The sequence below is a fragment of the Ensifer sp. MJa1 genome, assembly GCF_037026475.1.
GTDB lineage: Bacteria > Pseudomonadota > Alphaproteobacteria > Rhizobiales > Rhizobiaceae > Ensifer.
The window spans coordinates 85,595-108,291 of record NZ_JAKUMO010000016.1; the positions used below are offsets into that span (position 1 = coordinate 85,595).

The 22,697-nt window shown below is 61.0% G+C and carries 20 protein-coding genes and 4 pseudogenes; 9 read left to right on the forward strand and 15 right to left on the reverse strand.

From position 1 onward, the window contains the following. Positions 1-30 precede the first annotated feature (30 nt). Both MKZ91_RS20740 and MKZ91_RS20745 read right to left on the reverse strand, forming a co-directional pair. Complete coding sequence (locus MKZ91_RS20740) at positions 31-1,266, reverse strand: ABC transporter substrate-binding protein (RefSeq protein WP_113554853.1); 1,236 nt, start codon at positions 1,264-1,266, stop codon at positions 31-33. 40 nt (positions 1,267-1,306) lie between these two features. Next, a complete protein-coding gene (locus MKZ91_RS20745; RefSeq protein ID WP_336172940.1) occupies positions 1,307-2,383 on the reverse strand; it encodes an ABC transporter ATP-binding protein in 1,077 nt (358 codons plus the stop codon). 243 nt (positions 2,384-2,626) lie between these two features. Between MKZ91_RS20745 and MKZ91_RS20750 the strand changes: the two genes are divergently transcribed. Beyond that, complete coding sequence (locus tag MKZ91_RS20750; RefSeq protein WP_336172941.1) at positions 2,627-3,667, forward strand: LacI family DNA-binding transcriptional regulator; 1,041 nt, start codon at positions 2,627-2,629, stop codon at positions 3,665-3,667. A gap of 213 nt (positions 3,668-3,880) precedes the next feature. On the opposite strand, the pseudogene MKZ91_RS20755 reads toward MKZ91_RS20750, so the two are convergent. Then, positions 3,881-4,210, reverse strand: a pseudogene (locus MKZ91_RS20755) (alpha/beta fold hydrolase); the annotation flags it as partial. A gap of 888 nt (positions 4,211-5,098) precedes the next feature. On the opposite strand from MKZ91_RS20755, the pseudogene MKZ91_RS20760 reads away from it, so the two are divergent. Continuing rightward, positions 5,099-5,553, forward strand: a pseudogene (locus tag MKZ91_RS20760) (transposase); the annotation flags it as partial. A gap of 284 nt (positions 5,554-5,837) precedes the next feature. On the opposite strand, the gene MKZ91_RS20765 reads toward MKZ91_RS20760, so the two are convergent. From MKZ91_RS20765 to MKZ91_RS20805, 9 genes are all read right to left on the reverse strand, one after another. Further along, positions 5,838-6,875, reverse strand: coding sequence for a YeiH family protein (locus tag MKZ91_RS20765; protein ID WP_113554850.1), 1,038 nt, complete (start codon positions 6,873-6,875; stop codon positions 5,838-5,840). Between the two features lie 16 nt (positions 6,876-6,891). Continuing rightward, the gene (locus tag MKZ91_RS20770) at positions 6,892-7,728 is read right to left on the reverse strand and encodes an alpha/beta fold hydrolase (RefSeq protein ID WP_336172942.1); all 837 of its coding nucleotides are present in this window, start codon (positions 7,726-7,728) and stop codon (positions 6,892-6,894) included. Beyond that, positions 7,728-9,038, reverse strand: a complete 1,311-nt coding sequence (gene hisD / locus MKZ91_RS20775; RefSeq protein ID WP_113554849.1) for a histidinol dehydrogenase — start codon at positions 9,036-9,038, stop codon at positions 7,728-7,730. The genes MKZ91_RS20770 and hisD overlap by 1 nt, the downstream gene beginning before the upstream one ends. Positions 9,039-9,053: 15 nt before the next feature. Continuing rightward, positions 9,054-9,881 carry an ABC transporter permease subunit gene (locus MKZ91_RS20780; protein ID WP_336172991.1) on the reverse strand — a complete coding sequence of 276 codons (828 nt, stop codon included), beginning with the start codon at positions 9,879-9,881 and terminating at the stop codon, positions 9,054-9,056. A gap of 38 nt (positions 9,882-9,919) precedes the next feature. Further along, entirely contained in the window at positions 9,920-10,711 is a 792-nt protein-coding gene (locus tag MKZ91_RS20785; protein WP_113554847.1) for an ATP-binding cassette domain-containing protein, read from the reverse strand. A 61-nt stretch (positions 10,712-10,772) separates the two neighbouring features. Then, positions 10,773-11,765: a taurine ABC transporter substrate-binding protein gene (tauA, locus tag MKZ91_RS20790; RefSeq protein ID WP_113554846.1), complete on the reverse strand. Its 993-nt coding sequence runs from the start codon at positions 11,763-11,765 to the stop codon at positions 10,773-10,775. 50 nt (positions 11,766-11,815) lie between these two features. Further along, complete coding sequence (locus MKZ91_RS20795; RefSeq protein WP_336172943.1) at positions 11,816-12,541, reverse strand: aspartate/glutamate racemase family protein; 726 nt, start codon at positions 12,539-12,541, stop codon at positions 11,816-11,818. Next, complete coding sequence (locus tag MKZ91_RS20800) at positions 12,538-13,746, reverse strand: DegT/DnrJ/EryC1/StrS family aminotransferase (protein WP_113554844.1); 1,209 nt, start codon at positions 13,744-13,746, stop codon at positions 12,538-12,540. Before MKZ91_RS20800 ends, MKZ91_RS20795 begins: the two co-directional genes overlap by 4 nt. Positions 13,747-13,748: 2 nt before the next feature. Next, entirely contained in the window at positions 13,749-14,771 is a 1,023-nt protein-coding gene (locus tag MKZ91_RS20805) for a D-cysteine desulfhydrase (protein ID WP_113554843.1), read from the reverse strand. Between the two features lie 109 nt (positions 14,772-14,880). Here MKZ91_RS20805 and MKZ91_RS20810 point away from each other — a divergent pair, with 109 nt between their 5' ends. The 6 genes from MKZ91_RS20810 (at position 14,881) to MKZ91_RS20835 (ending at position 20,332) form a co-directional block, all read left to right on the forward strand. Further along, positions 14,881-15,783, forward strand: coding sequence for a LysR family transcriptional regulator (locus MKZ91_RS20810; protein ID WP_336172944.1), 903 nt, complete (start codon positions 14,881-14,883; stop codon positions 15,781-15,783). A gap of 242 nt (positions 15,784-16,025) precedes the next feature. Then, on the forward strand, positions 16,026-17,579 hold the full coding sequence (gene istA, locus MKZ91_RS20815) for an IS21 family transposase (protein WP_060521044.1): 1,554 nt from the start codon (positions 16,026-16,028) through the stop codon (positions 17,577-17,579). Between the two features lie 18 nt (positions 17,580-17,597). Then, positions 17,598-18,374 carry an IS21-like element helper ATPase IstB gene (istB, locus tag MKZ91_RS20820; RefSeq protein ID WP_060521043.1) on the forward strand — a complete coding sequence of 259 codons (777 nt, stop codon included), beginning with the start codon at positions 17,598-17,600 and terminating at the stop codon, positions 18,372-18,374. A gap of 322 nt (positions 18,375-18,696) precedes the next feature. Further along, complete coding sequence (locus tag MKZ91_RS20825) at positions 18,697-19,722, forward strand: DUF3095 family protein (protein WP_336172945.1); 1,026 nt, start codon at positions 18,697-18,699, stop codon at positions 19,720-19,722. Then, the gene (locus MKZ91_RS20830; protein WP_336172992.1) at positions 19,722-19,835 is read left to right on the forward strand and encodes a DUF3095 family protein; all 114 of its coding nucleotides are present in this window, start codon (positions 19,722-19,724) and stop codon (positions 19,833-19,835) included. Before MKZ91_RS20825 ends, MKZ91_RS20830 begins: the two co-directional genes overlap by 1 nt. 233 nt (positions 19,836-20,068) lie before the next feature. Beyond that, positions 20,069-20,332 carry a helix-turn-helix domain-containing protein gene (locus tag MKZ91_RS20835; RefSeq protein ID WP_336172946.1) on the forward strand — a complete coding sequence of 88 codons (264 nt, stop codon included), beginning with the start codon at positions 20,069-20,071 and terminating at the stop codon, positions 20,330-20,332. Here MKZ91_RS20835 and MKZ91_RS20840 read toward each other — a convergent pair. From MKZ91_RS20840 to MKZ91_RS20850, 3 genes and pseudogenes are all read right to left on the reverse strand, one after another. After that, a pseudogene (locus tag MKZ91_RS20840) lies at positions 20,305-20,539 on the reverse strand (IS6 family transposase); the annotation flags it as partial. The gene MKZ91_RS20835 and the pseudogene MKZ91_RS20840 sit on opposite strands and share 28 nt — an antisense overlap. A gap of 103 nt (positions 20,540-20,642) precedes the next feature. Further along, complete coding sequence (locus MKZ91_RS20845) at positions 20,643-21,845, reverse strand: RNA polymerase sigma factor (RefSeq protein ID WP_336172947.1); 1,203 nt, start codon at positions 21,843-21,845, stop codon at positions 20,643-20,645. Beyond that, positions 21,842-22,210 (reverse strand): YciI family protein, encoded by a 369-nt coding sequence (locus MKZ91_RS20850; RefSeq protein WP_336172948.1) that lies wholly within the window; start codon positions 22,208-22,210, stop codon positions 21,842-21,844. The genes MKZ91_RS20845 and MKZ91_RS20850 overlap by 4 nt, the downstream gene beginning before the upstream one ends. A 279-nt stretch (positions 22,211-22,489) precedes the next feature. Between MKZ91_RS20850 and MKZ91_RS20855 the strand changes: the two are divergent. Then, positions 22,490-22,624, forward strand: a pseudogene (locus MKZ91_RS20855) (integrase core domain-containing protein); the annotation flags it as partial. Positions 22,625-22,697 lie beyond the last annotated feature (73 nt).

Here is a 22,697-nt window from a genome sequence, read left to right on the forward strand (position 1 = left end):
GAAAGGGAAAATCCCTTCCGGCGATTGCGATCAGCGCAGGATGCGCTTCAGGCGGGCTTCGATCTGACTGGCACCGTCCTCCGGTGTCGTGACGCCCGCGAGCACCGCGTTGACTGTGGTGCGGATGACCTCGCTCACCTCGTTGTATCGCGGCGTCACCGGGCGTGGCTTGGCGGTCTCGACCACCTGCAGGGCATCGGCGAACCACGGCACGGCTTTCAGCACTTCGTTATTGCCATAGGCGGCTGCATAGGTGGGCAGGAGCGAACCGTTGGCGGCCATGAACACCGAGACGTCCTCGCTCGAGAGATATTCGACCAGTTTCTTCGCTTCGTCCTGATGGGTGGAGTAGGCCGAAACGCCCCATTCCCAGCCGCCAAGGCAGCTCGCCTGCTCGCCACCGCCGAGTGCCGGCAGGCGCGTGACACCGACCTTGCCGGTTACAGCCGATTCAGCGCCCTGGAAATGCGTCCAGGCATAGGACCAGTTGACCGCGAACACGGCGCTGCCGGCCTGGAACTCCTTGCGCGTGTCGTCGGTGGCAACTTCCGCAATGTTCTTCTTGGCGACGCCCGTATCGACAAAATCCTTCCAGAGCTTCAGCGCCGTCACGGCCGCATCGTGGTCAAAGGTGAGCTTCCCGTTTTCAACGAGATTCTTCCCTTGGCTCCAATAGGGCAGCAGAAAGGTGCAGACCGCACCCTCGATGGCCTTGCCCTGGAAGGAGAGGCCCTGGAGATCGGGATTCTTCTCGCCCTCCGCCACCTTTTTTGCGGCTGCGGCCAACTCTTCCCAAGTCTTGGGAGGAGCGATGCCGTACTTTTCGAGCAGATCCTTGCGGTAGTAGAGGAACATCGCGTCCGCGAAGGCCGGGAGCGCAACGACCTTGCCATCAACCGTATTGGCTCCGGCATAGGCCGGGAGGTAGACCGACATGTCCTTGTTCTCGAAGGCAGAGGTCCAGCCGGCGGCGGCATATTGCGCAGGGCGGATGACGTCGAGCATCAGCACGTCGAGGTTGGTGTCCTTGGCGGACATGACGGTGTTGAGATACTGCGCCTGCGCCTCGGAGGTGTTGCCGCCGGTCTCGATCGCCACCTTGACGCCCGGATTGGCCGCCTCGTATTTGTCGAGCACCTTGCGCCAGACATCCGGCTGGTGCTGACTGGAAACGAAGATTTTAAGATCCGTGTCGGCAAAGGCCGGCATGGAAAATGCAAGCACGCTGGTCGCGGCGAACACGCTCGCCATGGTCCTGATGTTCATTCTATCCTCCCGTTGATTGGTGACGCAAAACGCCTGGCGCTCAGTTGATGACGCGTTCGCTCGCGGCATCGAAAAGATTGATTTTCGATGGATCGACGCCCATGCGGATTTCGGCGCCCGGCTCGGGCCGCGTGTCGGGCGGCATGCGGGCGGTCAGCACATCGCCGCCAACCGAAAAATGCACCAGGGTGTCAGAACCAAGCGGTTCGACAACCTGAACACGCGCTGCAAGCGTCGCCGCCGGATCCGGGGCCACACCGAAATGTTCCGGCCTGATGCCGACGATGACATCGCGGCCCTCGAGACCAGCCTCACGTCCCGCCCGAACGGCAGATAGCGCCAGCTTGTTGCCGTCGGCAAAAGTGAGAAAGCCAGATTGGATTCTCGCTTTGGCGAAGTTCATCGCCGGCGACCCGACGAAGCCGCCGACGAAAACGCTTTGCGGCCGATTGTAAACTTCGTCCGGCGTGCCAACCTGTTCGATGTCGCCGCCCTTGAGAATGACGATACGATCGGCGAGCGTCATGGCCTCGACCTGATCGTGCGTAACATAGATGATCGTTGTCCCGATCTGCTGATGCAGGCGTTTGATCTCGGTGCGCACTTGACCGCGTAGCTTTGCGTCGAGATTGGACAACGGCTCATCAAACAGGAAAACCTTCGGGCGCCGCACGATGGCGCGCCCCATGGCGACACGCTGGCGCTGACCGCCTGAAAGCTGACCTGGACGGCGATCAAGCAGGTGGCCGATGCCAAGCATTTCAGCAGCCTCATTGACGCGCTGATCGGCCTCGCGCGACGCAACGCCGTGCACCTTTAGGCTGAACCCCATGTTCTCGCGCACCGTCTTGTGCGGATAGAGGGCATAGTCCTGGAAGACCATGGCGATATCGCGCTCGCGCGGCGGGAGGCGATTGACCAGCGTTTCGCCGATGCGGATCTCGCCGCCAGTGATGCTTTCGAGCCCGGCGACCATGCGCAATGTGGTGGACTTTCCACAACCCGACGGACCGACGAAGACGACGAATTCGCCATCGGCGATCTCAAGGTCGACTCCTTTCACGATGCGCAGCGAACCGTAACTTTTTTCCAGCTTTCGCAGGCTGACAGAAGCCATTCTTCCCTCCCAACAGCGGCCGGGCATCCGGCTTAACTACGATCAATAATAGCGCTACGATTTTTTCGAAGCAAGATGGACTTGAAAAAATGTTTACGGCGGCAGATCGCGAGAAAATATCGACACAGACCAAGGAAAAATCGCTTTATTTTCAGTTAATTAAATGTTCGCTTAACTGCGATTGCTGTTGAAGACAGCTGAAAAGTATGCTAATAGTGCGATAATAGCGCTACGGAGAAACCCATGGACGACAGGATGCGAAAGCCACCCCGCAATCGCCGTAAGATGCAGTCCGTCACCATGTCCGACGTGGCCGAGCTCGCCAACGTCTCCCCCTCCACGGTGTCGCTCTTCTTGCGCAAGCCGGAGGCGGTTTCGGGTACGGCGAGCCAAGCAATCAGTCGGGCGATCGAGAAACTCAATTACGTGCCGAACCTGATGGCCGGGGGACTTGCTGCGGCGTCTTCCCGCGCTGTCAGCATCCTTGTCCCGTCTGTGCGCAACGCGTTCTTTGCCGAGACGGTCGCGTCTATGCAGACAGCACTCAAGAAACAGCGCCTGCAACTCATCCTCGGCCACACCGAGTACGATGAGCAAGAAGAGGAGGAACTGGTGCGCATGGCGTTGTCATGGGCACCGGCAGCCATTGTTCTGACTGGCTTGTCACACAGTCCCGCAACGCGCCGCCTGCTCGCCAACGTCACCATTCCCGTTATCGAAATCTGGGAGCTCGGTGGTCCGCAGATCGACGCAGCCATCGGGTTTCATCACGATCAGGTCGGCATCGCGGTGGCGGAACACCTTATCCAACAGGGTCGCCGCAATCTCGTCTTTCTCGGCGCTCGCATGCATCAGGACCGACGCGCCAAACAACGCTGTGACGGATTTCTTCGGGCTGCGCACGCCGCGGGCGCGGTCGCCAAGGTCGTCGAACATCCAGATACGGCCTCCGCTGAAATCGGCTCAATGCTTTTGGCGGAAGCCTTGCGGCTCCATCCCGACACCGACGGTATCGCTTGTTCGAACGATCACATCGCGGTCGGCGCACTGTTCGCGTGCGAACGGCTGAAAATCGCTGTGCCGGACCGGCTGGCCGTGGTCGGCTTCGGCGATCTCAGCTTCAGCGCTGCATGCAATCCGCCCCTCACCACGATTCGCCCCTCCGGCGATCTAATCGGCCGTGAAGCCGCGCGGTTGATCGAAGACCACCTCAACGGCGAGAAGCTTACCGAGTCGCGCATAATCGATACCCGGTTCACGTTGCAACATCGCCGCAGTAGCTAGATTAGAAAACCACCCCGCTCCGCCCCCGGAGGCAGTCACGGATCACCGGACCCGTACGTTCGCCGGTCCAAATTTCCTTGCGCATATTATGCCCGTCAGCTCAAAGTCAGCCATCGACCGTGACGACGCGTCGCTCCTTGGCGGACAGCCGCCGCGAAGCGATGAAAAGACCGGCCACTTGCTTGACCGGTCTATTGCTCAATTCTCGCTTGCTTACTTAGCAGCTTCTTCGATGAGTTCGGCCACGGCCTTGGGCTGCGAGACCATGACGACGTGAGATGCGCCTTCGACGACGACCGTGCGCTTAGAACCGCCTCGCTCAGCCATAAAGCCGAGCGCCTTGGCTGGGATGTTCTTGTCGCCATCGCCGTAGATGAAGTACGAGGGCAACGCCTTCCAAGCCGGTTTGCCAGACTACTCCGTTCATGCAGCCTCAGTGATCGGCCGCTGGCCGGCTGCCATGAGAGCAGCGTCGTCGACGCTGACGCCGTGCGTGAATTGATCATGGAACTTGTGCTGATCAATAGAAATGTCGGTACCGCCGTCACGGCGGCTGATCGCCGGCGAGCCTCGGCAATCATGCAGCAGCTGTCCCCGAATTGTCGACGGGTCGCACATCATTCTTCGAAGCCAACATCTCGGCTGGCGGATCACCTGCCCGCTTTGCGGAGGTCGCCTTCAAACCATTGACGGGAGTGACCGCCCCTCTCCTTTCAGCGGCTACCACCATGCTGCGCTGATGGGAGAAGGGATGCTTAACGACGAGGCCGAGCATGGTTCCAAAACTGGTTATCGCCAAGTGAGATTGCCCGCCTCCTGCTGATGCGGCGCGTTCCGAAGTCGCTCCCCGATCGCTACGAACCGTCAAGCTACAGAGTGCTCGGCGTCATCATTCCTGATCTCGATGACGTCTTAAAGATGGAAACGAGGGAACTTCCTACCCCAGCAAGTCCGATTTTGCCGCTGCACTTGCGGCCAGCTCTTTTAGCGGGTGTGGCCATCGTCCAGCGAGCTGGGCCGGAGATGCTTTCCATGCTGCGTGGCCATATGATGGGTGAGAATAAAGCCCGCTTCGGCAGCTCTATAGAAGAGATGTTGGACTGCGAGCGCCAGTCGCGGAGGTCTTCGCAGCTGCACTTAATCTGAGATTCCCAGCCCACGGAATCTCAAATTAAATGTCAACCAAGAAAGTAACGGCCGCATTCTTACGTTTAGCTGCCAAACGACACCCACATATACGATCGGCTGGTGGCCTCTCCTCTCTTTTCCTTTTGCCGCATGTCGCGACGGCATCGCAATATGCAATCCATAAATACTGAATTGGGCCTACCCGAGATTGTGCCGGAGCTTCTCGCCCAGATTGGCGAGAAGACGGCCCGGATCGAAGATAAGGCCAGGAAGCTCACAGAGCTGTCTCGGCGAAGCTAAGCCGCGCGCCGGCTTCAGACCATGCCGCGTGTAGGACCTTTGACCGCGTTGGCCGTCGAAGCTTTCGCACCGGTGATGCAGAGCTTCCGATGGGGTCGTGACTTTGCTGCTTGGCTCGGCCTCGTTCCGCACAGTTCTCTTCTCGTGGGAAAGAAAGGCTTGGCCGGGTGTCGAAGGCTGGTCAGGCCGACATCCGTAGGCTCCTGATCATCGGGACAATGGCGCGCTTGAGTTAAGCCGGCCGCAAACCGCCAGTACAAGGATCGTGGCTCGCGGATGCTCGCGGAGAAGCCGCGCATGCTGGTGGCGATCGCACTGGCGAACAAGATGGCTCGGACAAGGTGGCCATGCTAACGAGGCAGGAAATCGAGACCCAGCCCTGGCAATGCCGGGGTGTGAAAGCAAACTGCTGCGGTAACCAGGACCGGCAACGGGGTTGTGAAAAGTCGACGACCTGAATGGGCGCATTATAGAACCGGTTGAGAACGGGAAAACCAGTTTGGCACTTTGAGCCTACAAGCTCGAGTTTAAGATTTGGACCCGCTCCGCAGAGCACTATACCGACCGGCGGCCTTTGCAAGCGTCGCAACGAAGGGCCTGACAGAAGACCGCACTAATCACACGTCAAAAAAGTCAGAAACTTCTTGCCAAACGGGGCGGCAACCAAAGACGTGCCAAACGACATGCGTCGAGCGGAACCAGCCGCGAAAAGCCCGTCCGAGAATATTTCAGAGCGGTTTCATCAGGCGTGCCCCAGATAGTGAATGCCGACGAGGATGAAGAGGGCGATGAAGACGGTTTCTGCAACGACCAGTGCCACCGCATCGCCGCCGACATCGAGCACCCGGCGAAGCGATGTCCGCATGCCCACGGCGACGATGCCGGCAAGCAGCGCCCAGCGCGACGTTTCCATTCCGGCTTTGGCGACGAGCTCGGGTACGAAGCCGAAAGAATTGAGTGCCGCAAAGATCAGGAACGCGACGACGAAGCCGGGCAAAAGCGGCGGGCGCTTACCGGTCTCGCCCTCAGGCTGCGGTACTTTGCGCAGTGACAGCGAAAAGATGAGGACGACCGGCGCCAGCATGGTGACGCGGATCAGCTTGACGAGCGTCGCCGTTTCGCCCGCCTCCGGCGAGACCGAGAAGCCAGCGCCGACGACCTGCGCGACGTCATGGATGGTGCCGCCGAAGAAGATGCCCGTGGCGCGCGCGTCGAGCCCCATGGTCTGGGCGATAATCGGATAGGCGATCATCGCAAGCGTCGAGAGCACCGTGACCGAAAGCACGGTGAAGATCAGATTGCGCTCGGAGAATTCGTTCTTCGGAAGAACGGCTGCGATCGCCATGGCCGCAGACGCGCCGCAGATGGCAACCGAACCGCTGGTGATCAACGCGAGCCGCCAACCGCGACCGAGAAGCTTTGCGGCAAGCAGACCGAAACCGATGGTCGCAGCGATGGCTGAGATGAGGAGCAGGATCGTGCTTGCGCCAAGCCCGATCAGCAGATCGACGCTGATGCGCATGCCGAGCAGCGCCACGCCGATGCGCAGCACCTTCTTGGCACAGAAATCGATGCCGGCGACACACCGCCCTTCCTCAGACAGAAAGTGAAAGGCGATGCCGAGCAGCAGCGCCATGAGCATGGCCGGCGCGCCGTAGTGGTCGGAAAGGAATTGGGCAGCGACGGCCACCGCCGCTGTGACGGCGAAGCCCGGCCAATAGGTCGCAAACCCGGGGTGTATGCTCCGGATGCGCTCGTGGATGGAGGTAGCGAATGTCATGGCTTCGGTCCGGCCCCTACAATTCCGGCTTATTAGACGTGTCACAATTGCTCTCGATTGAACCCATTGTGAGGAATTCAGCGACAATTGCATTGAAGAGACGCGGCTTTTCCATATGCACAATGTGCGCAGCTCCAGGTACGACCGCTAAATCGGCTCCGGGAATAGAGCGCCAGAGTAGTTCCGGCTGCGACCATTCGTATGAGCGATCCCGGCTACCCCAGAGCACAAGTGTTCTGGCGCGGAAATTCGTCAACGCGGCGCGTCCGTCCCAGCCCTCCCAAGCGGTTAGACTGGCCAGCGCAGTTTGCATCCTCACCCTGCTGCTCGTTGATCGACAACGCTCGTAACCTTTCGCATTCTTCCCATCAAGAAACCAAGTAGCCGCGATCCGCGCGCCGGTTTCAGCGACGCCGTCGCGCAGGAAACGTTCACGCGACTGCGCGATTGTTTCGAACCGGCCCGGAAGCACACCCTGCGGTCCTGTCCCGTAGAGAATGAGATTGCGCACACGCTGCGGCGCGAGGCGCACCATTTCCTGCACGACCATTCCGCCCATGGAGTGCCCGAGGAGGTCGAAGCGTGATATCGCGAGATCATCCATTAAGCCCAGCACGGCGCGGGCATGGCCCTCAATCGTGTCAAGCGCGGTCAGGGCCGAGCTGTCGCCAAACCCAGCAAGGTCGGGGCATATGACATCATGCGCGGCAGAGAAGGCGTGCAACTGCTCCCGCCATATGACGCTCCCTGCGAGGAAACCATGCACGAGGACAAGAGGCAGCCCCTTGCCCTTGCGCCTGAAGGGAAGCCTCCGCGTGGGCGTATCGGGTTCCCCTTGCCTCATCGGTTCCATCAGGCTTCGTCGCTCGCAGGCGTCAATTCGAAGACTTCACCGGGAAAGAATTTCGCGAGCCGAATATCCGCCGTCCTCGCGTGCCCTTCCATCCCCTCCAGACGCGAAATCCGGGCAGTAGCCTCAGCCAAAGGCCGCGCTGCCGCGCGGGTGGCGCGCTGCCAGGTTACAGTCTTCAGGAACTTGTGTACCGACAGTCCGCCCGTGTAGCGCGCCGCCCTTGAGGTCGGCAGGACATGGTTCGGACCGGACGTTTTGTCACCGAATGCGACCGTGGTTTCTTCACCGAGGAAAAGTGAGCCATAGGCGCGCAGGCGCTGCAGCCACCAGTCGAGATCGCTCGCCTGAACATGCAGGTGTTCTGGCGCATAATCGTCGGCGACCGCAGCCATCTCCTCGGCGTCATCGCAGAGAATAACCTCGGCAAAATCGGCCCATGCGGCTCGGGCGCTGTCACGATTTGGGACAGGCAGGCCCTCGATCAGCTCTGGCACGCGCGCCATCACGCGTTTTGCAAGAATCTCATCGGAGGTAACGAGCCAAACGGGCGAGTTCCAGCCGTGCTCCGCCTGGCCGACCAGATCGGACGCGACGAACTCGGGATCGGCGGTCGCATCAGCGACCACCATGCTGTCGGTGGGTCCGGCGACCATGTCGATGCCGACCTGCCCGAAGAGGATGCGTTTTGCCTCGGCAACATACTGGTTCCCCGGCCCAACGAGGATGTCGGCCTTTTTGACCCCGAACAGGCCGTTAGCAATGGCCGCGACTCCCTGCACACCGCCCATGTTCAGGATGACGTCGGCACCACACAAATCCATCGTGTAGAGAATGGCCGGCGGAATGCCGACGCCGGCGCGCGGCGGCGAACATGCCGCGATATGGGACACGCCGGCGACCTTTGCCGTCGTGATCGTCATGATCGCGCTTGCCACGTGGCTGTAGCGCCCGCCTGGAACGTAGCAGCCGGCGGCAGAAACCGGAATTTGCTTCTGTCCCAACGTGAGACCAGGCAGGATCTCGACCGCGATATCAGTCGCGGTGGCGCGCTGTGCCTCTGCGAAACGGCGCACATTATCATGCGCGAAGCGGATATCGGCCTTGAGCTTTTCCGGCACCAGGGCGGCGGCAGCTTTGCGCGCTTCGTGCGAGACGACGATATCACCGTCCCATCGATCCAGCTCACGGGCGTAGTGGCAGGCGGCTTCTTCACCCCCCGCCTCGATGGCCGCCAGCATCTGTGTGACGGCGGCGTGGACATCGGCCTGGTCTGTTTCGGCAGTACGAGCGGCTTTTTTCAGGTATTTCATGGCTTTAACTTCCCGTTACATTCTGCCCTTCCAGGGCACGAGGCGTCTTTCGAGGAACCGCATGAGAAGGTCGAACGCGAAAGCGATGATGGCGATTATGAAGATGCCGAGGATGACGACAGGCGTTTGCAGAAACTGGCTTGCCGAGAGCACCATGTAACCGAGGCCCTGGGTGGCCGCGACCATTTCAGCTGCGACCAGCGTGGTCCAACCGAACCCGATGCCGATGCGCATGGCCGTCAAAATCTCGGGCAATGCCGACGGCATGATCACATGCCGCATCACCTGCCAGCGCGTTGCCCCGAAGGAATAGGCGGCATGAATCTGCTCGATCGCTGCGGAACGCACGCCGGAGCGAGCCCCGAGCACGACAGGCGCGAACACCGATAGGAAGATCAGCAGTATTTTCGACATCTCGCCGATGCCAAACCAGATGATCATGAGCGGCAGATAGGCCAGAGGCGGAATGGGGCGGTAGAATTCGATCGGCGGATCGAAAATGCCGCGAATGACAGGGCTCATCCCCATCGCGAGGCCGAGCGGCAGGCCGATGAGGCAGGCCAGAAGGAAGGCGCCAAAGACGCGCGCGGTGGAGATCAGAACGTGCTCGATGAAGGGCGTTCCGGTAAAACCGTTGTTCCAAATCTCCACGAACTTCATGACGATGGAAGCCGGAGACGGTACGAACAACGGCCTGACCCACCCCATCGCCGTGACCAGCCACCAAACGAAGAAAAAGAAGGCGATCGAGAGCGCGGACAGCCAAAGCGTATTTCCCTGTCCGGGCACGCCATAGATCTCGCCCGGTCGTGTAGGCCGGGCGCGCGACAAGCGGGCGACCAGACCTGGCGGCCGGAGTGCGTGGGATTTCGTTCGTTCAGTCATTTCGCCACTGCCTCTTCGTCTGCAAAGATGATCTTCAGAACCTGCTCACGCAGGCGGATGAACTCGGGCGAGGCCTTGACTGCCCGAGCCGCTGTTCCGGCAAGGAATTGACGCGAAAAAGGAAGGTCGAATGTATGGGTGATCCGTCCCGGCCGCGGCGACATCACGATGAGCTTCGTGCCCATGAACAGCGCCTCCTCGACGCTGTGCGTGATGAAGAACACGGATTTCTGGGTGTCGTTCCAGATATTCAGGATGAGTTCCTGCGCCTTCTCGCGCGTCAGTGCGTCAAGGGCACCCAACGGTTCATCCATTAGCAGGATCTTGGGATCGCAGGTCAGCGCGCGTGCGATGCCGACGCGCTGCTGCATGCCACCCGATAGTTTGTAGACTGGCGACTTCTGGAACCCGTCCAACCCCAGAAGGCCGATAAATCTGTTGGCCGTCTCGTGGCGCCCGGCGGTGCTGACACCCTGGATCTGAAGACCGAAGGCGACATTGTCCAGGACATTGAGCCAAGGCAGCAGCGCGTGCTTCTGGAACACGACCGCGCGATCGGCACCCGGACCGCAGACCGGGACCCCGTCGAGCATCAGCCGTCCGGACGTCGGCGCGAGAAACCCCGCTATGAGATTGAGTAGAGTGGACTTGCCACAGCCCGAAGCGCCGAGCGCGACGACAAATTCGTTATCTCCGATCTCCAGCTCGATCTTGCTCAGTGCAGAGACCGGCGGCCGCCCATCGGACGAGGGGTAGACCACGGAGACGTCGTTGATGTTCAAATGCATAGGCTCCTCCCCGGGCCGGTGCAAGGTCCCGCCCGACCCGAGGCCGGGCGGGACTGTCGGATTACTTCTGTGCCTCTTGCGCGATCGCGGTGGTCACGAACTTCGAATAGTCGTCCGTCACGGCGTCGATCCTGCCGACCGATTTCAGGAAGTCGGCGGTGGATTTGAGCGACTTCGGCGCACTGCCCAACCACTTGTCGCTCACCTGCTCCTTCAGCGGAATGAAAGTGTACCCCTTGAGAATCTCGGGAATCTGCTCGGCGGTGGCGCCGGTCACACTGGCGATCGCCTTGACCTGCTCGTTGTCGGGCGTCCAGGCGGCGGGATCCTTCAGGTAGGCCATATTGGCGGCATCCATCGCCTTGGCGAAGGCGACAACCTCCTTTTCGTGGGAGGCGAGAAACGCGGAATCCACCGTCCAGGCATTGAAGGTCGGGTAGCCCCATTCCGCCGTATCCTTGGCCGAAACAATGCGCTTGCCCGTTTTCAGAATTTCGGTCTGGGCGGGCGGCCAGATGAAGGCGGCATCGATCGTTTCCTGGGTCCAGGCGGCCGCGATCTGATCGGGCTTCATCGTCATCACCGTGACGTCCGTCGGCTGCAATCCTGCATGGGCAATGGCGCCCATCAACGAGAAGTGCGCGGTCGAACCGACCGGAACGGCAATGCGCTTCCCCTTAATGTCGGCAAGGGTCTCGATGCCGGAGCCGTTTCGCGCGATGAGGCTCTCGGAGTCACCGATTGCATAGGACAGCATGAACATCTTCAGGTCCACGCCTTGGGTGGCCGCGATGGCGAGCGGCGACGAGCCAAGTTCGGCCACTTTGACGTCCCCCGAAGCCATGGCTGCGATCACGTCGGTCCCTGAATCGAACACGCGCCAGTCGATCGTCCAGCCGGTGGCCTTCTCGAATTCTTTCTGTGCGCGGGCAGCGTTCATCGGGGTGGGATCGCTAAATGTGGCGATCGTCAAGGTTTCAGCCTTGACGGCGGCGACGGACAAGGCCAGAGCGGCCGTCGTCGTCAGAACGATCTTTCTGAATGTACCAGTCATGTCATATCTCCTCCATTAGATTCAGTGACGGGTGCTTCTTACAGGCATGGCTAAGTCGCATCGCGCGGCGCCGACGCTGGCCTGGCACCCGAAAAGTGCACGATTGCCTCGACAAGGCAGTCGAGCGTGTCAAAGACGGTCGCGGATTCTGCCACCGCATCGGCAATGAGAGAAAATTCGGTGCAGGCGATCATTTGGACGGCCGCGCCCCGTGAGGCCAGCTCAGCAGAGACCGCGCGAAGAACGTCGCGCGCCGCCGAACACGGCCCCTCGGCCTTGATGAGACGGATCGCCGAGAGCATGCGTCCCGCCGCCTCGGAATCCGGAAAAACCGGCGTCAATCCGCGTTTGGTCAAGGGTCCGTCGAACAGTCCGACTTTCTGCACCGCCGGCGAGGCGAGAATGCCGAGACGTCCCCCTGCGCCAGTCAGCTGCGCCGCCCGGTCAGCGGAGAGCTCGATCATGTCAAGGAAAGGCACCTCGACCGCAGCACGGATTGCTGTCGAGTAGTGATGAGCTGTGTTGCACGGCATCGCGACCGCCTCGGCGCCCCCTGCAGCAAGGCGTCGGGCCATGTCGGCCAAGACCGGCGCGGGATCGGAGCCTGTCCCTTCGATAAGATGTTTGATACGCGAAGGCACCTGCGGGTTCTGATCGACGATCAGCGGAACGTGATCTGCATCGTCGTCGGCGTCAACCGCGGCGAGGACTTTCTGCATGACGAGGATCGTGGCCTCCGGGCCCATCCCACCGAGAATCCCGACCCGACGCTTCATGCCCTGTCCTCCGGAAGCACATTCGCTACAGCATCGAGTATGTGGTCGGCGATCAGCGCGCAGTCATCGAGGCTGAAGGACAATGGCAGGCGCATGTCGAACAGACCTGCCAGAATTTCGTCGGTGCGGGGCAGTTTCTGCTGGCCGATATAGCGCCAGCTACGATGGTCGGACGTAAAACCGACGGGCAAATTCGCGCCGAACCACTTCACTTCGACACCGACATCCGCCAGATACGCCGTCAGTTTGCGCGCGGCGTCAGTCGAGATACCGGGAAGCAGGAACTGGATGGAAGACCCGACGTAGTGCTCCGCAGCCGGTCGATGCGGGACGCGGATTGCGGGGCTGGCGGCCAGCTTCTCGGCGACCAGATCGTGGCGTGCGTTCCACGCGTCGATATCGGCTTCGATTGCGCGCAATTGGGGGCGCAGGAGAGCGGCCCGCAGGTTGTCCATGCGCGCCGACATGTTGGGCGTATCGAGCCGGATATCCGAATAGGTGGCGGCATCAGGTCCCGCGCCGTGGCGCTCGTACAGCATATACGAACCCGACAGGATCGTGGCGCGGGCCATGAACTCGGCATCGTCCGACGTCAAAAGCCCGCCTTCGCCGGAATTCAAATGCTTGTAGGTCTGCGTGCTGAAGCAACCGGCATGCCCGAACGATCCCGAGCGGCGCCCGTTCCACGTCGCGCCCATCGTATGGGCACAGTCCTCGATTACCGTGAGGCGAAGCTCAGCCGCTAGTGCCGTCAATGCCTCGATATCGCAAAGGTGTCCGCGCATGTGCGACAGTAGAAGGTAACGCGCGCCGCTAAGCTTCGCTTTGGCTTCCAGGTCGGTAAGATCGATTACCAGATTCTCGGTGATCTCGACCAGCACCGGCCTGGCACCGACGCCTGCGATCGCACCCGGCACGGGGGCGAGTGTGAACGCATTGGTCAGTACGGCCTCGCCAGCTTTGACGCCGGCCGCGCGCAGGGCGATCTGCATCGCCTGCCCGCCCGATGCTACGGCAAGGCAAAAGCGCGCGCCCTGCCAGCTGGCGTATTCCCGCTCCAGCGCCATGGCTTCGCTCTCTTCGCCGACGCCGGTATTGTAACGATGCAGCCGACCCGACCGCATGACGGCAACAGCAGCGGCGATCCCTTCCTCCGGGATCGGGAGTTGCTGCGTGAAACTACCAGTGAACCGCGGTCTCGCCATGGCTATTGCACCGAGACTGCGGTCTGTTCTTGGGCGAAAACGGCATCGTAACCGAACAGCGCGGCGGAGCCACCGGTATGCAGGAAAACGACCCGCTCTCCCTTCTTGAACTTGCCCTTGCGGCAATAATCGATCAGACCCGCGGCACCCTTGCCCGAATAGACGGGGTCGAGAAGAATACCTTCGAGCTGGGCAAACATGCGGATCGCTTCGAGAGTATCCTCGCGCGGGATGCCATAGCCGGGCCCGACATAATTGCTGTCGGCGACGACATCGGACCTTTCCACGACGCCGGGGCAACCGAGCTTTTCGCCTGTCAGGAGCGCCAGCTTGTAGACGTTTTCTTCCTGCTTATCCTTCGGCGCACGCACACCGATGCCGGTGAGCGGAATATTGGCGCTAATCGCTTTCAGCCCCGTGACGAGGCCGGCCTGCGTGCCTGCGCTGCCCGTGGCCGTGACGATGTGGTCGATCACAAGGCCTCTGTCGTTGGCCTGCGACACCAACTCAAAGGCGCAGTTGACATAGCCGAGTGCGCCCGTCGCGTTCGATCCGCCACCCGGGATCACGTAAACCTTACGTCCCTCGGCGCGCAGCTTTTCGGCGACGTTATCCATTTCCGCCTGCATATCGAGCCCACCCGCGCGCTTCGAGGTGGTTGCACCGTGCAGATGGTCGAGCAGGACGTTGCCGTTGCCGTTGTAGTTGGCGTCGTTGGACCCGGTTCGATCCTCGAGAAGGATATGGCAGCCCATACCGAGCTTGGCGGCAAATGCGGCCGTCTGACGCGCATGGTTGGACTGCGTCGCCCCTTGCGTCATGACCGTGTCCGCGCCCATGGCCTGGGCTTCGGCCATCAGGAATTCAAGCTTGCGCGTCTTGTTGCCACCGGTCGAAAGGCCGGTGCAGTCGTCGCGCTTGATCCAGATTTCCGGCCCGCCGAGCTCCCGGCTCAGCCGGTCGAGCTTTTCTAGGGGGGTTGGCAGGTGAGCCAGAAAGACGCGGGGGAACCGGGCGAGATGCATGCGAAAGACCTCCAGAACTTGATTATTCGGACAGTCGCACGCAAAAATACCACATGCAAATTCGAAATTTTCCACATATAATGCAGATATTGCATTTTAGGAGGATTTCGTGCGTCTGGAATGGCTTGAGGATTTGCTTGCTGTCGCAGAAACCGGTTCGTTTCATGAAGCCGCGGAACGTCGGTTTCTAACGCAGTCGGCCTTTTCACGCAGAATTCAGAATATCGAGGACCATATCGGCATTGAATTGTTCGACCGGACGCGTAAACCGGTGCAGTTGCGGCCAACCATGGCTGACAAGCATGATCAAATCCAACGATTGGCAATAGAGCTTCGCCAGCTCGTTGTCGATCTGAGGCTCGATGCTCGCGTCGCCTCCAACCGTGTTGTCCTTGCCAGCCAGCACGCGCTTACCACGACGCTGACACCGTATCTGGTCAAAAGGCTGCGACAACAGAACGATGCGATCCATGCGCGCCTACGCTCCGCCAATCTGGACGAGTGTTTCGGGCTGCTTCTCTCACGCCAGGCAGACATGGCCATCGTCTATCGCGTACCGGGTGAGGAGCACCCAGTCAGCGCCGGATACGTCGAATCCGCCTTGATCGGTGTCGACCAGCTACTTCCGGTGTTCGAGGCAGCTGCAATCGCTTGGCTACGGGAGCAGGCTGAGCAAGGCGATGTTCCGTATATTGCCTATCCCGGCGACGTGTTCTTCGGAAGAGTGATGGGACGGCTAATCATGCCTCGCCTCGGAGGATCGATCAGGACGATCCCTATAGCCGAAACCGCGTTGACGCTTGCCGCGATGGAAATGGCAACGGCCGGCATCGGCATCGCCTGGGTGCCGGAATCGTTGGCGAGACCGCGGATACGTGAGGGCGTGCTCGCGGATGTTTCCGATATGTTGCAAGCCACTCCGCTTGATATCATGGCGGTCAGATTGTCGGGAAGCTCGGGACCGGTCACCAATGCCGTTTGGGCCGAGATCACTGCCGAAGCGTCGGCCTAGCCACTTGTCGTTTTGCACTCAATCCGTGGCTCTATCGAAGCCTGCGTGCGGGTTTCGGTAATTCGCGGACAGGGTTTCCATTAAATCCCGGACAGCGATTTCACTAAATCCGGGACAGCATTTCCGCTAATTCCCGGACAGCGATTCCGGTAAATCCCGGACAGTCTTTCGGCGATTAAAACATCGACTTTCGCACGCGCCGTTTTGCCATTCTGGACCCCGATTTGAGAGGGGTGCGGGGAATGGCGAGACGGAAGCAGGCGAGACTTACTGACGTGAAGGACATTCGATCGATATTGCGACTGACGCACGAACAGGGGCTTTCGGTTCGTGCGATATCGGAACGGCTGAAGATCAGCAAAACGACCATTTCGACCTACCTGCTGCGGGCGCGTGAGGCCGGGCTGACGGGCTGGCCGTTGCCGCCTGGCCTTGACGAGGACGCTGTGTTGCAGCGTCGCCTGTTCCATCGTCGCGGCCGCCCGCCCCAGGATATGCACGCGCCTGACTGGAGCCAGATCGCCAGTGAACTGAAGCGAAAGGGCGTGACGCTGACGCTGTTGTGGCAGGAATATCGCGAGCGGCACCCGAACGGTTATGGATACACTTGGTTCTGTGAGCGCTTCGCCGCTTTCGAACAGCGCGCCAGCGCCACTTTCCGCAATCGCCACACCGCCGGCGCGGCGATGCAGACCGACTATGCTGGTCACACCGTCCCCGTCATTGATCCGGCGACGGGCGAGATCCGGCCGGCGCAGATCTTCGTCGCGGTTCTGCCGGCCTCTTTGTACACCTTCGCCTATGCGAGCTTCACTCAACGGCTGCCAGACTGGATCGAGGGTCAGCAACGGGCTTTGAGCTTCTTCGGTGGCGTAACGAAAGCGATCGTCTGCGACAACCTCAAGGCCGGCGTTGCCAAGCCCTTGTGGTTCGAGCCGACCATCAACGCCACTTTTGCAGCATTCGCCGAACATTACGACACGACGATCCTGCCGACCCGCCCAAAACGGCCGAAGGACAAAGCCAAGGTCGAAGGCAGCGTTCTGATCGTTGAGCGCTGGATCCTGGCGCGACTGAGGAATGAGCGCTTCTTCAGCCTCGTTGATCTCAATGTGCGGATCAGCCAGCTCCTCGACGATCTCAATAACCGGCCGATGCGGCGTGTTGGCAAATCCCGACATCAACTCTTCGAAGCGATCGAACGCGACGCGCTCGCCCCCTTGCCAGCAACGCCATTCGAATATTCCGAATGGAAATCGGCAAAGGTTCATCCCGACTATCATGTCGAGGTCGATAAGGCCTTCTACTCCGTGCCGCACCGCCTGATTGGCCGCCAGGTCGATGTCCGGCTCACAAGCCGGATCGTCGAGGTCTTCCATGATCACCAACGCGTCGCCAGTCACCGCCGGACGTCGCAGCGGGCTGGTCACGTCACCGTCAACGAACACATGCCCAAGACGCATCAGCACTATGCCAACACCACCCCGGCGAGCCTGATCAAGCAGGCCGCAAAGATTGGCCGCAACGCTGCGATCCTGATCGAACGGCTGATGCGCGACAGGCCCCATCCCCAGCAGGGATACCGCGCCGCTCAAGGCGTTCTATCACTCGCGCGCCGGTACGGACCTGAGCGTCTTGAAGCCGCGTGCGATCGGGCGCTGACGATCAATGCGACCAGCTATTCCTCCGTCAGCACCATCCTCAAATCCGGCCTCGATCAAGCTCCACCAGCCGCCGAGCCGGTCAAGCCAGCCCCGCCGCATGGCAACATCCGCGGCAGTTCCTATTACCAGTGAAGAAAGGAAGACACTTGAATGCTCACACATCCAACCCTCGACCAGATGCACGCACTCGGTCTATCCGGCATGGCAGCAGCTTATCGTGAACTGGCCAATCAGCCCGAGGGCAGCGATCTCAACCGCGACGAATGGCTGGGTCTGATGCTCGACCGGGAGATGGCCGTGCGCGGTGACAAGCGCCTGACCAACCGGCTTGCAATCGCCAAATTGCGCTTCCCCGACGCTTGCATCGAGAACATCGACTTCGCCGCCCATCGCGGCCTTGACCGCAGACAGCTTCTCTCCCTGGCACAAGGCGAATGGCTCAAAGCCCATGAGCACTTGATCCTGACCGGACAAACGGGAACCGGCAAAACCTGGCTTGCCTGTGCCATCGGACGGCAAGCAGCCCGCCTCGATTATTCCGTTCTCTATGTCCGAATGCCTCGTCTCTTCGAGGATTTGGCACTGGCGCGCCTCGACGGTCGGTTCCCTCGATTGGTCGACAAGCTCGCACGTGTTCAACTGCTCATCTTGGATGACTGGGGAACCCATGCGCTCAGCGATCAGCAGCGGCTGGATCTCCTGGAAATCTTCGAAGAGCGCTACCGCAGGAAATCAACTCTGATCACCGCCCAACTCCCCGTGGCGCAGTGGCACGAGATGATCGGCGAACCAACCATCGCTGACGCCATCCTCGATCGCATCGTTCACAACTCTCACCGAATTGCGCTCGAAGGCGATAGCATGAGGAAGCAAAAGCAAACCTCGCTCTTGACCGAAACGCGAAACGCCGAAATCAATAACAAATGACATCAAACCAGGCGAACGAAAGTCGATCCCGCGAGACTGTCCGCGATTTAGTGAAACGACTGTCCGGGATTTACCGGAATCGCTGTCCCGTTAATCCGAAATCCGCAGCCTGCGCCGAGCGAGTGATCGGTTGAAAGAACCGATGACGCGCATCCTGAACGTTCTTTTCGACTTGTCCCTTCTCCCAATCCAACGAAAAAATCGTCCGCTTCGAAACTAATTTCCAAGATGATGCGTATATATTGCGCATGTAGTCGAACGACCCATTAGCCGGTCCTCAGTCGGCTGCGCTTTTGTTCTTTTTGTTAAGGTTCCAGTAGACATGAGCGGAGCGTTATTACCTTTAACGATCCCGACCGTATCATCCTTCGCGGATGTAGCGGATATGTCCAACTACCATCCCCTTCCAGACGATTGGATTTTGGCGCTTGCAGACGTCGTCAATTCCACGTCCGCGATTGAAGAAGGTCGCTACAAGGCAGTTAACATGGCAGGTGCAGGCGTAGTCTGTGCGCTCTCGAACCATTGTAGCTACACGGTCATGCCGTATGCCTTCGGTGGAGACGGCGCTATCGCCGCCCTTCCAGGTAGGTATGCCACCACCGCTCGACAGGTACTGTCAGAACTTCGCACATGGACCGAAGAGGCATTGCGCTTAGACCTCAGGGTTGCGCTCATTCCAATTATAGCCGTCCGGAGGGCAGGCTTCGACGTCCGTGTCTGTCTCTACCGACCAAGCGAGGCGGTGACGTACGCCATGTTCAGCGGCGGAGGCACGACTTGGGCGGAGGCGCAGATGAAGGCCGGACGATTTAACCTTGGTGGAACGCTCGCTGGATCGAAACCGGATCTAACGGGTCTGTCCTGTCGCTGGGACCCGGTGAGAGCCCGTAAAGGTTCGATCGTCTCCCTGATCGTCACACCGGTCGAAGGGCACCAGTCTCAAGATTTCTCTGACCTTGTAGCGCAGGTGATACGTCTTGTCGCGAGCGAGGACCAAGAGGCGCATCCGCTTCCGGCGGACGGCCCGCCGGTTACCATGATCACAAAGGGCATCGCTTACGAAAGTGCGGCGCGCCAAAATCGCAATTTGGCATCCACGTTCATCTTGTTGCAGACAATATTGGTCATCGTTTTAGACCGCCTGAATCTGTCCCTCGGAAGTTTCAACTCAAGGGCTTATCGTGTCGAAATCTCGCGCAACTGCGATTTCCGAAAATTCGATGACGGCTTGAAAATGACATTAGATTTGTCAGAGCCGGTCGTCGCCAGCCTTAAGTCTATTGGAGGATGCCGTTATGCATGGGATCTGTCGATATGGATTGCACGAGCAGAACTTCGGCCTTGATGACTTGTTACGCTCCGGACCTCCATTCACCAGGTCATATTCACTTCATCGACGGGGCGGCCGGTGGATACACGTTGGCAGCGAGGCTAATGAAGGAAAGGTTCTCCACTTAAGGTGGTCCGTTCAGTATTTCGAACGTCTTGTGGGCAGAGACAAAGCTACGGGTTAGTGATTGGCGAGGTGGGCGTTTGCCGCACTTGCGGGAGAGCGGTTCTAGGTTGACGCGGAGGAATAATGGAACTTTGAGTGGCCAAAAGCCCCCAAGAGCGGATCATGGCTGATCCGCGCGAATGTCCCGCAACGTAATCTGTCGACTTGGCAGCCCCCTCCACTTAAGCGCGCAATCATGGGCGTGAGCCAGATGACACTCGCGGAGAGGCTGGGTGTAAGCTTCCAACAGGTTCATAAATACGACAAAGGCATAAATCGGGTTGGGTCGAGCCGGCTTCAGGCGATAGCCGACAACTTGGGCGTTTCGGTCGATTGGTTCTTCTGGGAAGGGCTTGGCGGTCTATCCAGGTCGCAAGTGTCAAGTGAATCGAAGAATTGGCCCCTTTTTGGGGAAAATTCGAGCGGCATTGACAGCCGCTTCTCGATCAACGGCGCATAGGCGAGAACCCAGCGGTTGACCGTGCATGTTCGACCTCGAAGCCCCGTACGCGAAACATCTCTTCCGAGTCACGGTAGCTGAGTGGGTAGCGCAAGCACCAGGCGACGGCCTGTGAGATCAGCCACGCCTCGAAATGCCTGCGTTTGAAATCGTCCTTCGATTGGCGCTTCGGCGCTTCAGCTTCTCGGCAATGGCATTCAAAAGCATGGCTCGCTCCAACTTAGGAGCGGCACGCAAATGATCAACATACAGTTAAGCCCAAAAATTCGCGACAGGCCCTTCTCACCCGCTCCGCGATCGCGCAGGCGCTTCAGCCCAGCTGAGCGACCAGGAAATCGCGCAGCCGCGGGTCGTCGGTCAGGCCGATGGCGCGCTGCAGCGCGGCCTGCCGGCCGGGCGCGCCGGCCAAGCCGAGCACATGGGCGCGCGCCACCCAGTAGGGCGCGTAGCCGGTGGCCTCAAGAGGCAGTGCGTCCAGCAGCGCCACCGCGGCCGCCGGCTCGCCGGCCTCGGCCTGGGCCACGGCCTGGCCGACGCGCGCGCCGAGGTTGGCGTGGTGCTGCACCAGCACGCCGTACAGCTGTGAGATGGCGCGCCAGGGTGTCTGTCCGGTGGCGCGGCGCTGTGCATGGGCCGACTGGATGGCCGCCTCGATCTGGAACGGCCCGGGCTGGCGCAGCCTGGCGGCGGTCCACAGCGCCGCCTCGGCCTCGCGGATGAGATCGTCCCGCCAGCCGGCCGGGTCCTGCGCCGGCAGGGGCACAAAGCGGCCCTCGGCATCAAACTGCGCGGCGCGTCGCGACTCGGCATGCAGCAGGAGGGCCAGCAGCCCCCAGGCCTCGGCCTGCCTCGGCAGCAGCTGCGCGGCGAGGCGGGCCAGGAAGAGGGCTTCCTTGCGCAGGTCGTCAGCGGGGCTGTCCAGCGCGTGCCGGCCCAGGGTGTAGGCGGCGTAGATGGCCTCTAGCACGGCGGCCAGGCGCGCCGGCAGCTCGCGGGCTTCCGGCGTCTCGAAACGCAGCCCGGCTTCGCGGATCCTCGCCTTGGCGCGCACCAGGCGCTGGGCCATCGCCGCCGGCGAGACGAGGAAGGCGCTGGCGACGACCTTGGCGTCCAGCCCAAGCACGGCCTGCAGCATCAGCGGCGCGTGGACGTTGGCCGCGATGGCAGGATGCGCGCATACGAACATCAGCTGAAGCCGTGCGTCGGGCACGGCTTGGCGCTCGGGCGCCTCGGGTTCGGCTTCGTCGAGCAGGGCGGTGACGCGCGGGTCAAGCGTCAGCCGGACGTGGCGGGCGTGGTGCAGCAGGCGGCGCTGGGCCGCCGCGGCCAGCCAGGCCTCGGGCGCGTTCGGCACGCCCTGCTCGGGCCAGTGGCGCAGCGCGGCGGCAAAAGCGTCGGCCAGCGCATCCTCGGCCGCGGCTAGGTCGCGCCATTGCCAGGCCAGGCGCGCCACGAGGCGGCCATAGCTCTCACGAGCGACGCACTCGACCGCCGCCGCTACACCGTCGCTCATGCCGGCGCGTTCGTCGGCGGCGGCAGCACCGGCCGCACCTCGACGCTGCCGGCCGATGCGCAAGGCGCCCGCGCGGCCCATTCCAGCGCGTCGTCGAGGCTGGCCGTCTCGACGATGAAGTAGCCGCCCAGGTGCTCGTGGGTGTCGGCGAAGGGGCCGTCCTGCACCTGGCGCTTGCCGCCTTCCACGCGCACGTGGGTGGCGGTGCGCGGCGACTGCAGTCCGTTCCCGCTGACGACGATGCCACTGTCCCACATGGCGCCGACGTAGGCATTCCACGCGCCCCAGTAGGCAGGCGCGGCCGCCGGGTCGTCGCGGCGGCCGGTTTCGGCGGTGGTCTCGTTGAAGATGAGCATGTATTGCATGGGGTTCTCCTTGGGCGGCCCGCGCACCGTGCGCGTTCCTAACAGGGTGATGCGCGGCGGGGCGCCCGATCGACAGCGGCGCCAAAAAATTTTCGCGACCGGCCGCCCCTCGGGCCGGTGTGCCGCGTTCGACCCGACGATGAGCCACTAGCTTAACGGGCCGCCCAGGCGGCCGGCCTTGCCGAACGGCTCCACCAGCTCGCCGCGGGCCAGTCGCTCGTAGACCAGCGCAGCCGCCTGCACTTCGGGTTAGATGCAGTTGAAGGAGCGACTTAACAAGAGGGCAAGATCGAACGCTGGCACCAGACACTCAAGAACCGCATCCTACTCGAAAACCACTGCTTCCAGGAGGACCTCCAAGCCCAGATCGCGGCCTTCGTCGAGCATTACAATCATTCCCGATTCCACGAGAGCCGCACGATCCTCGAGGCTCACGACGGCAAGTTGCGATATGAGCCGAACTGCGGCGGCGCGGCGGCGCAATCTT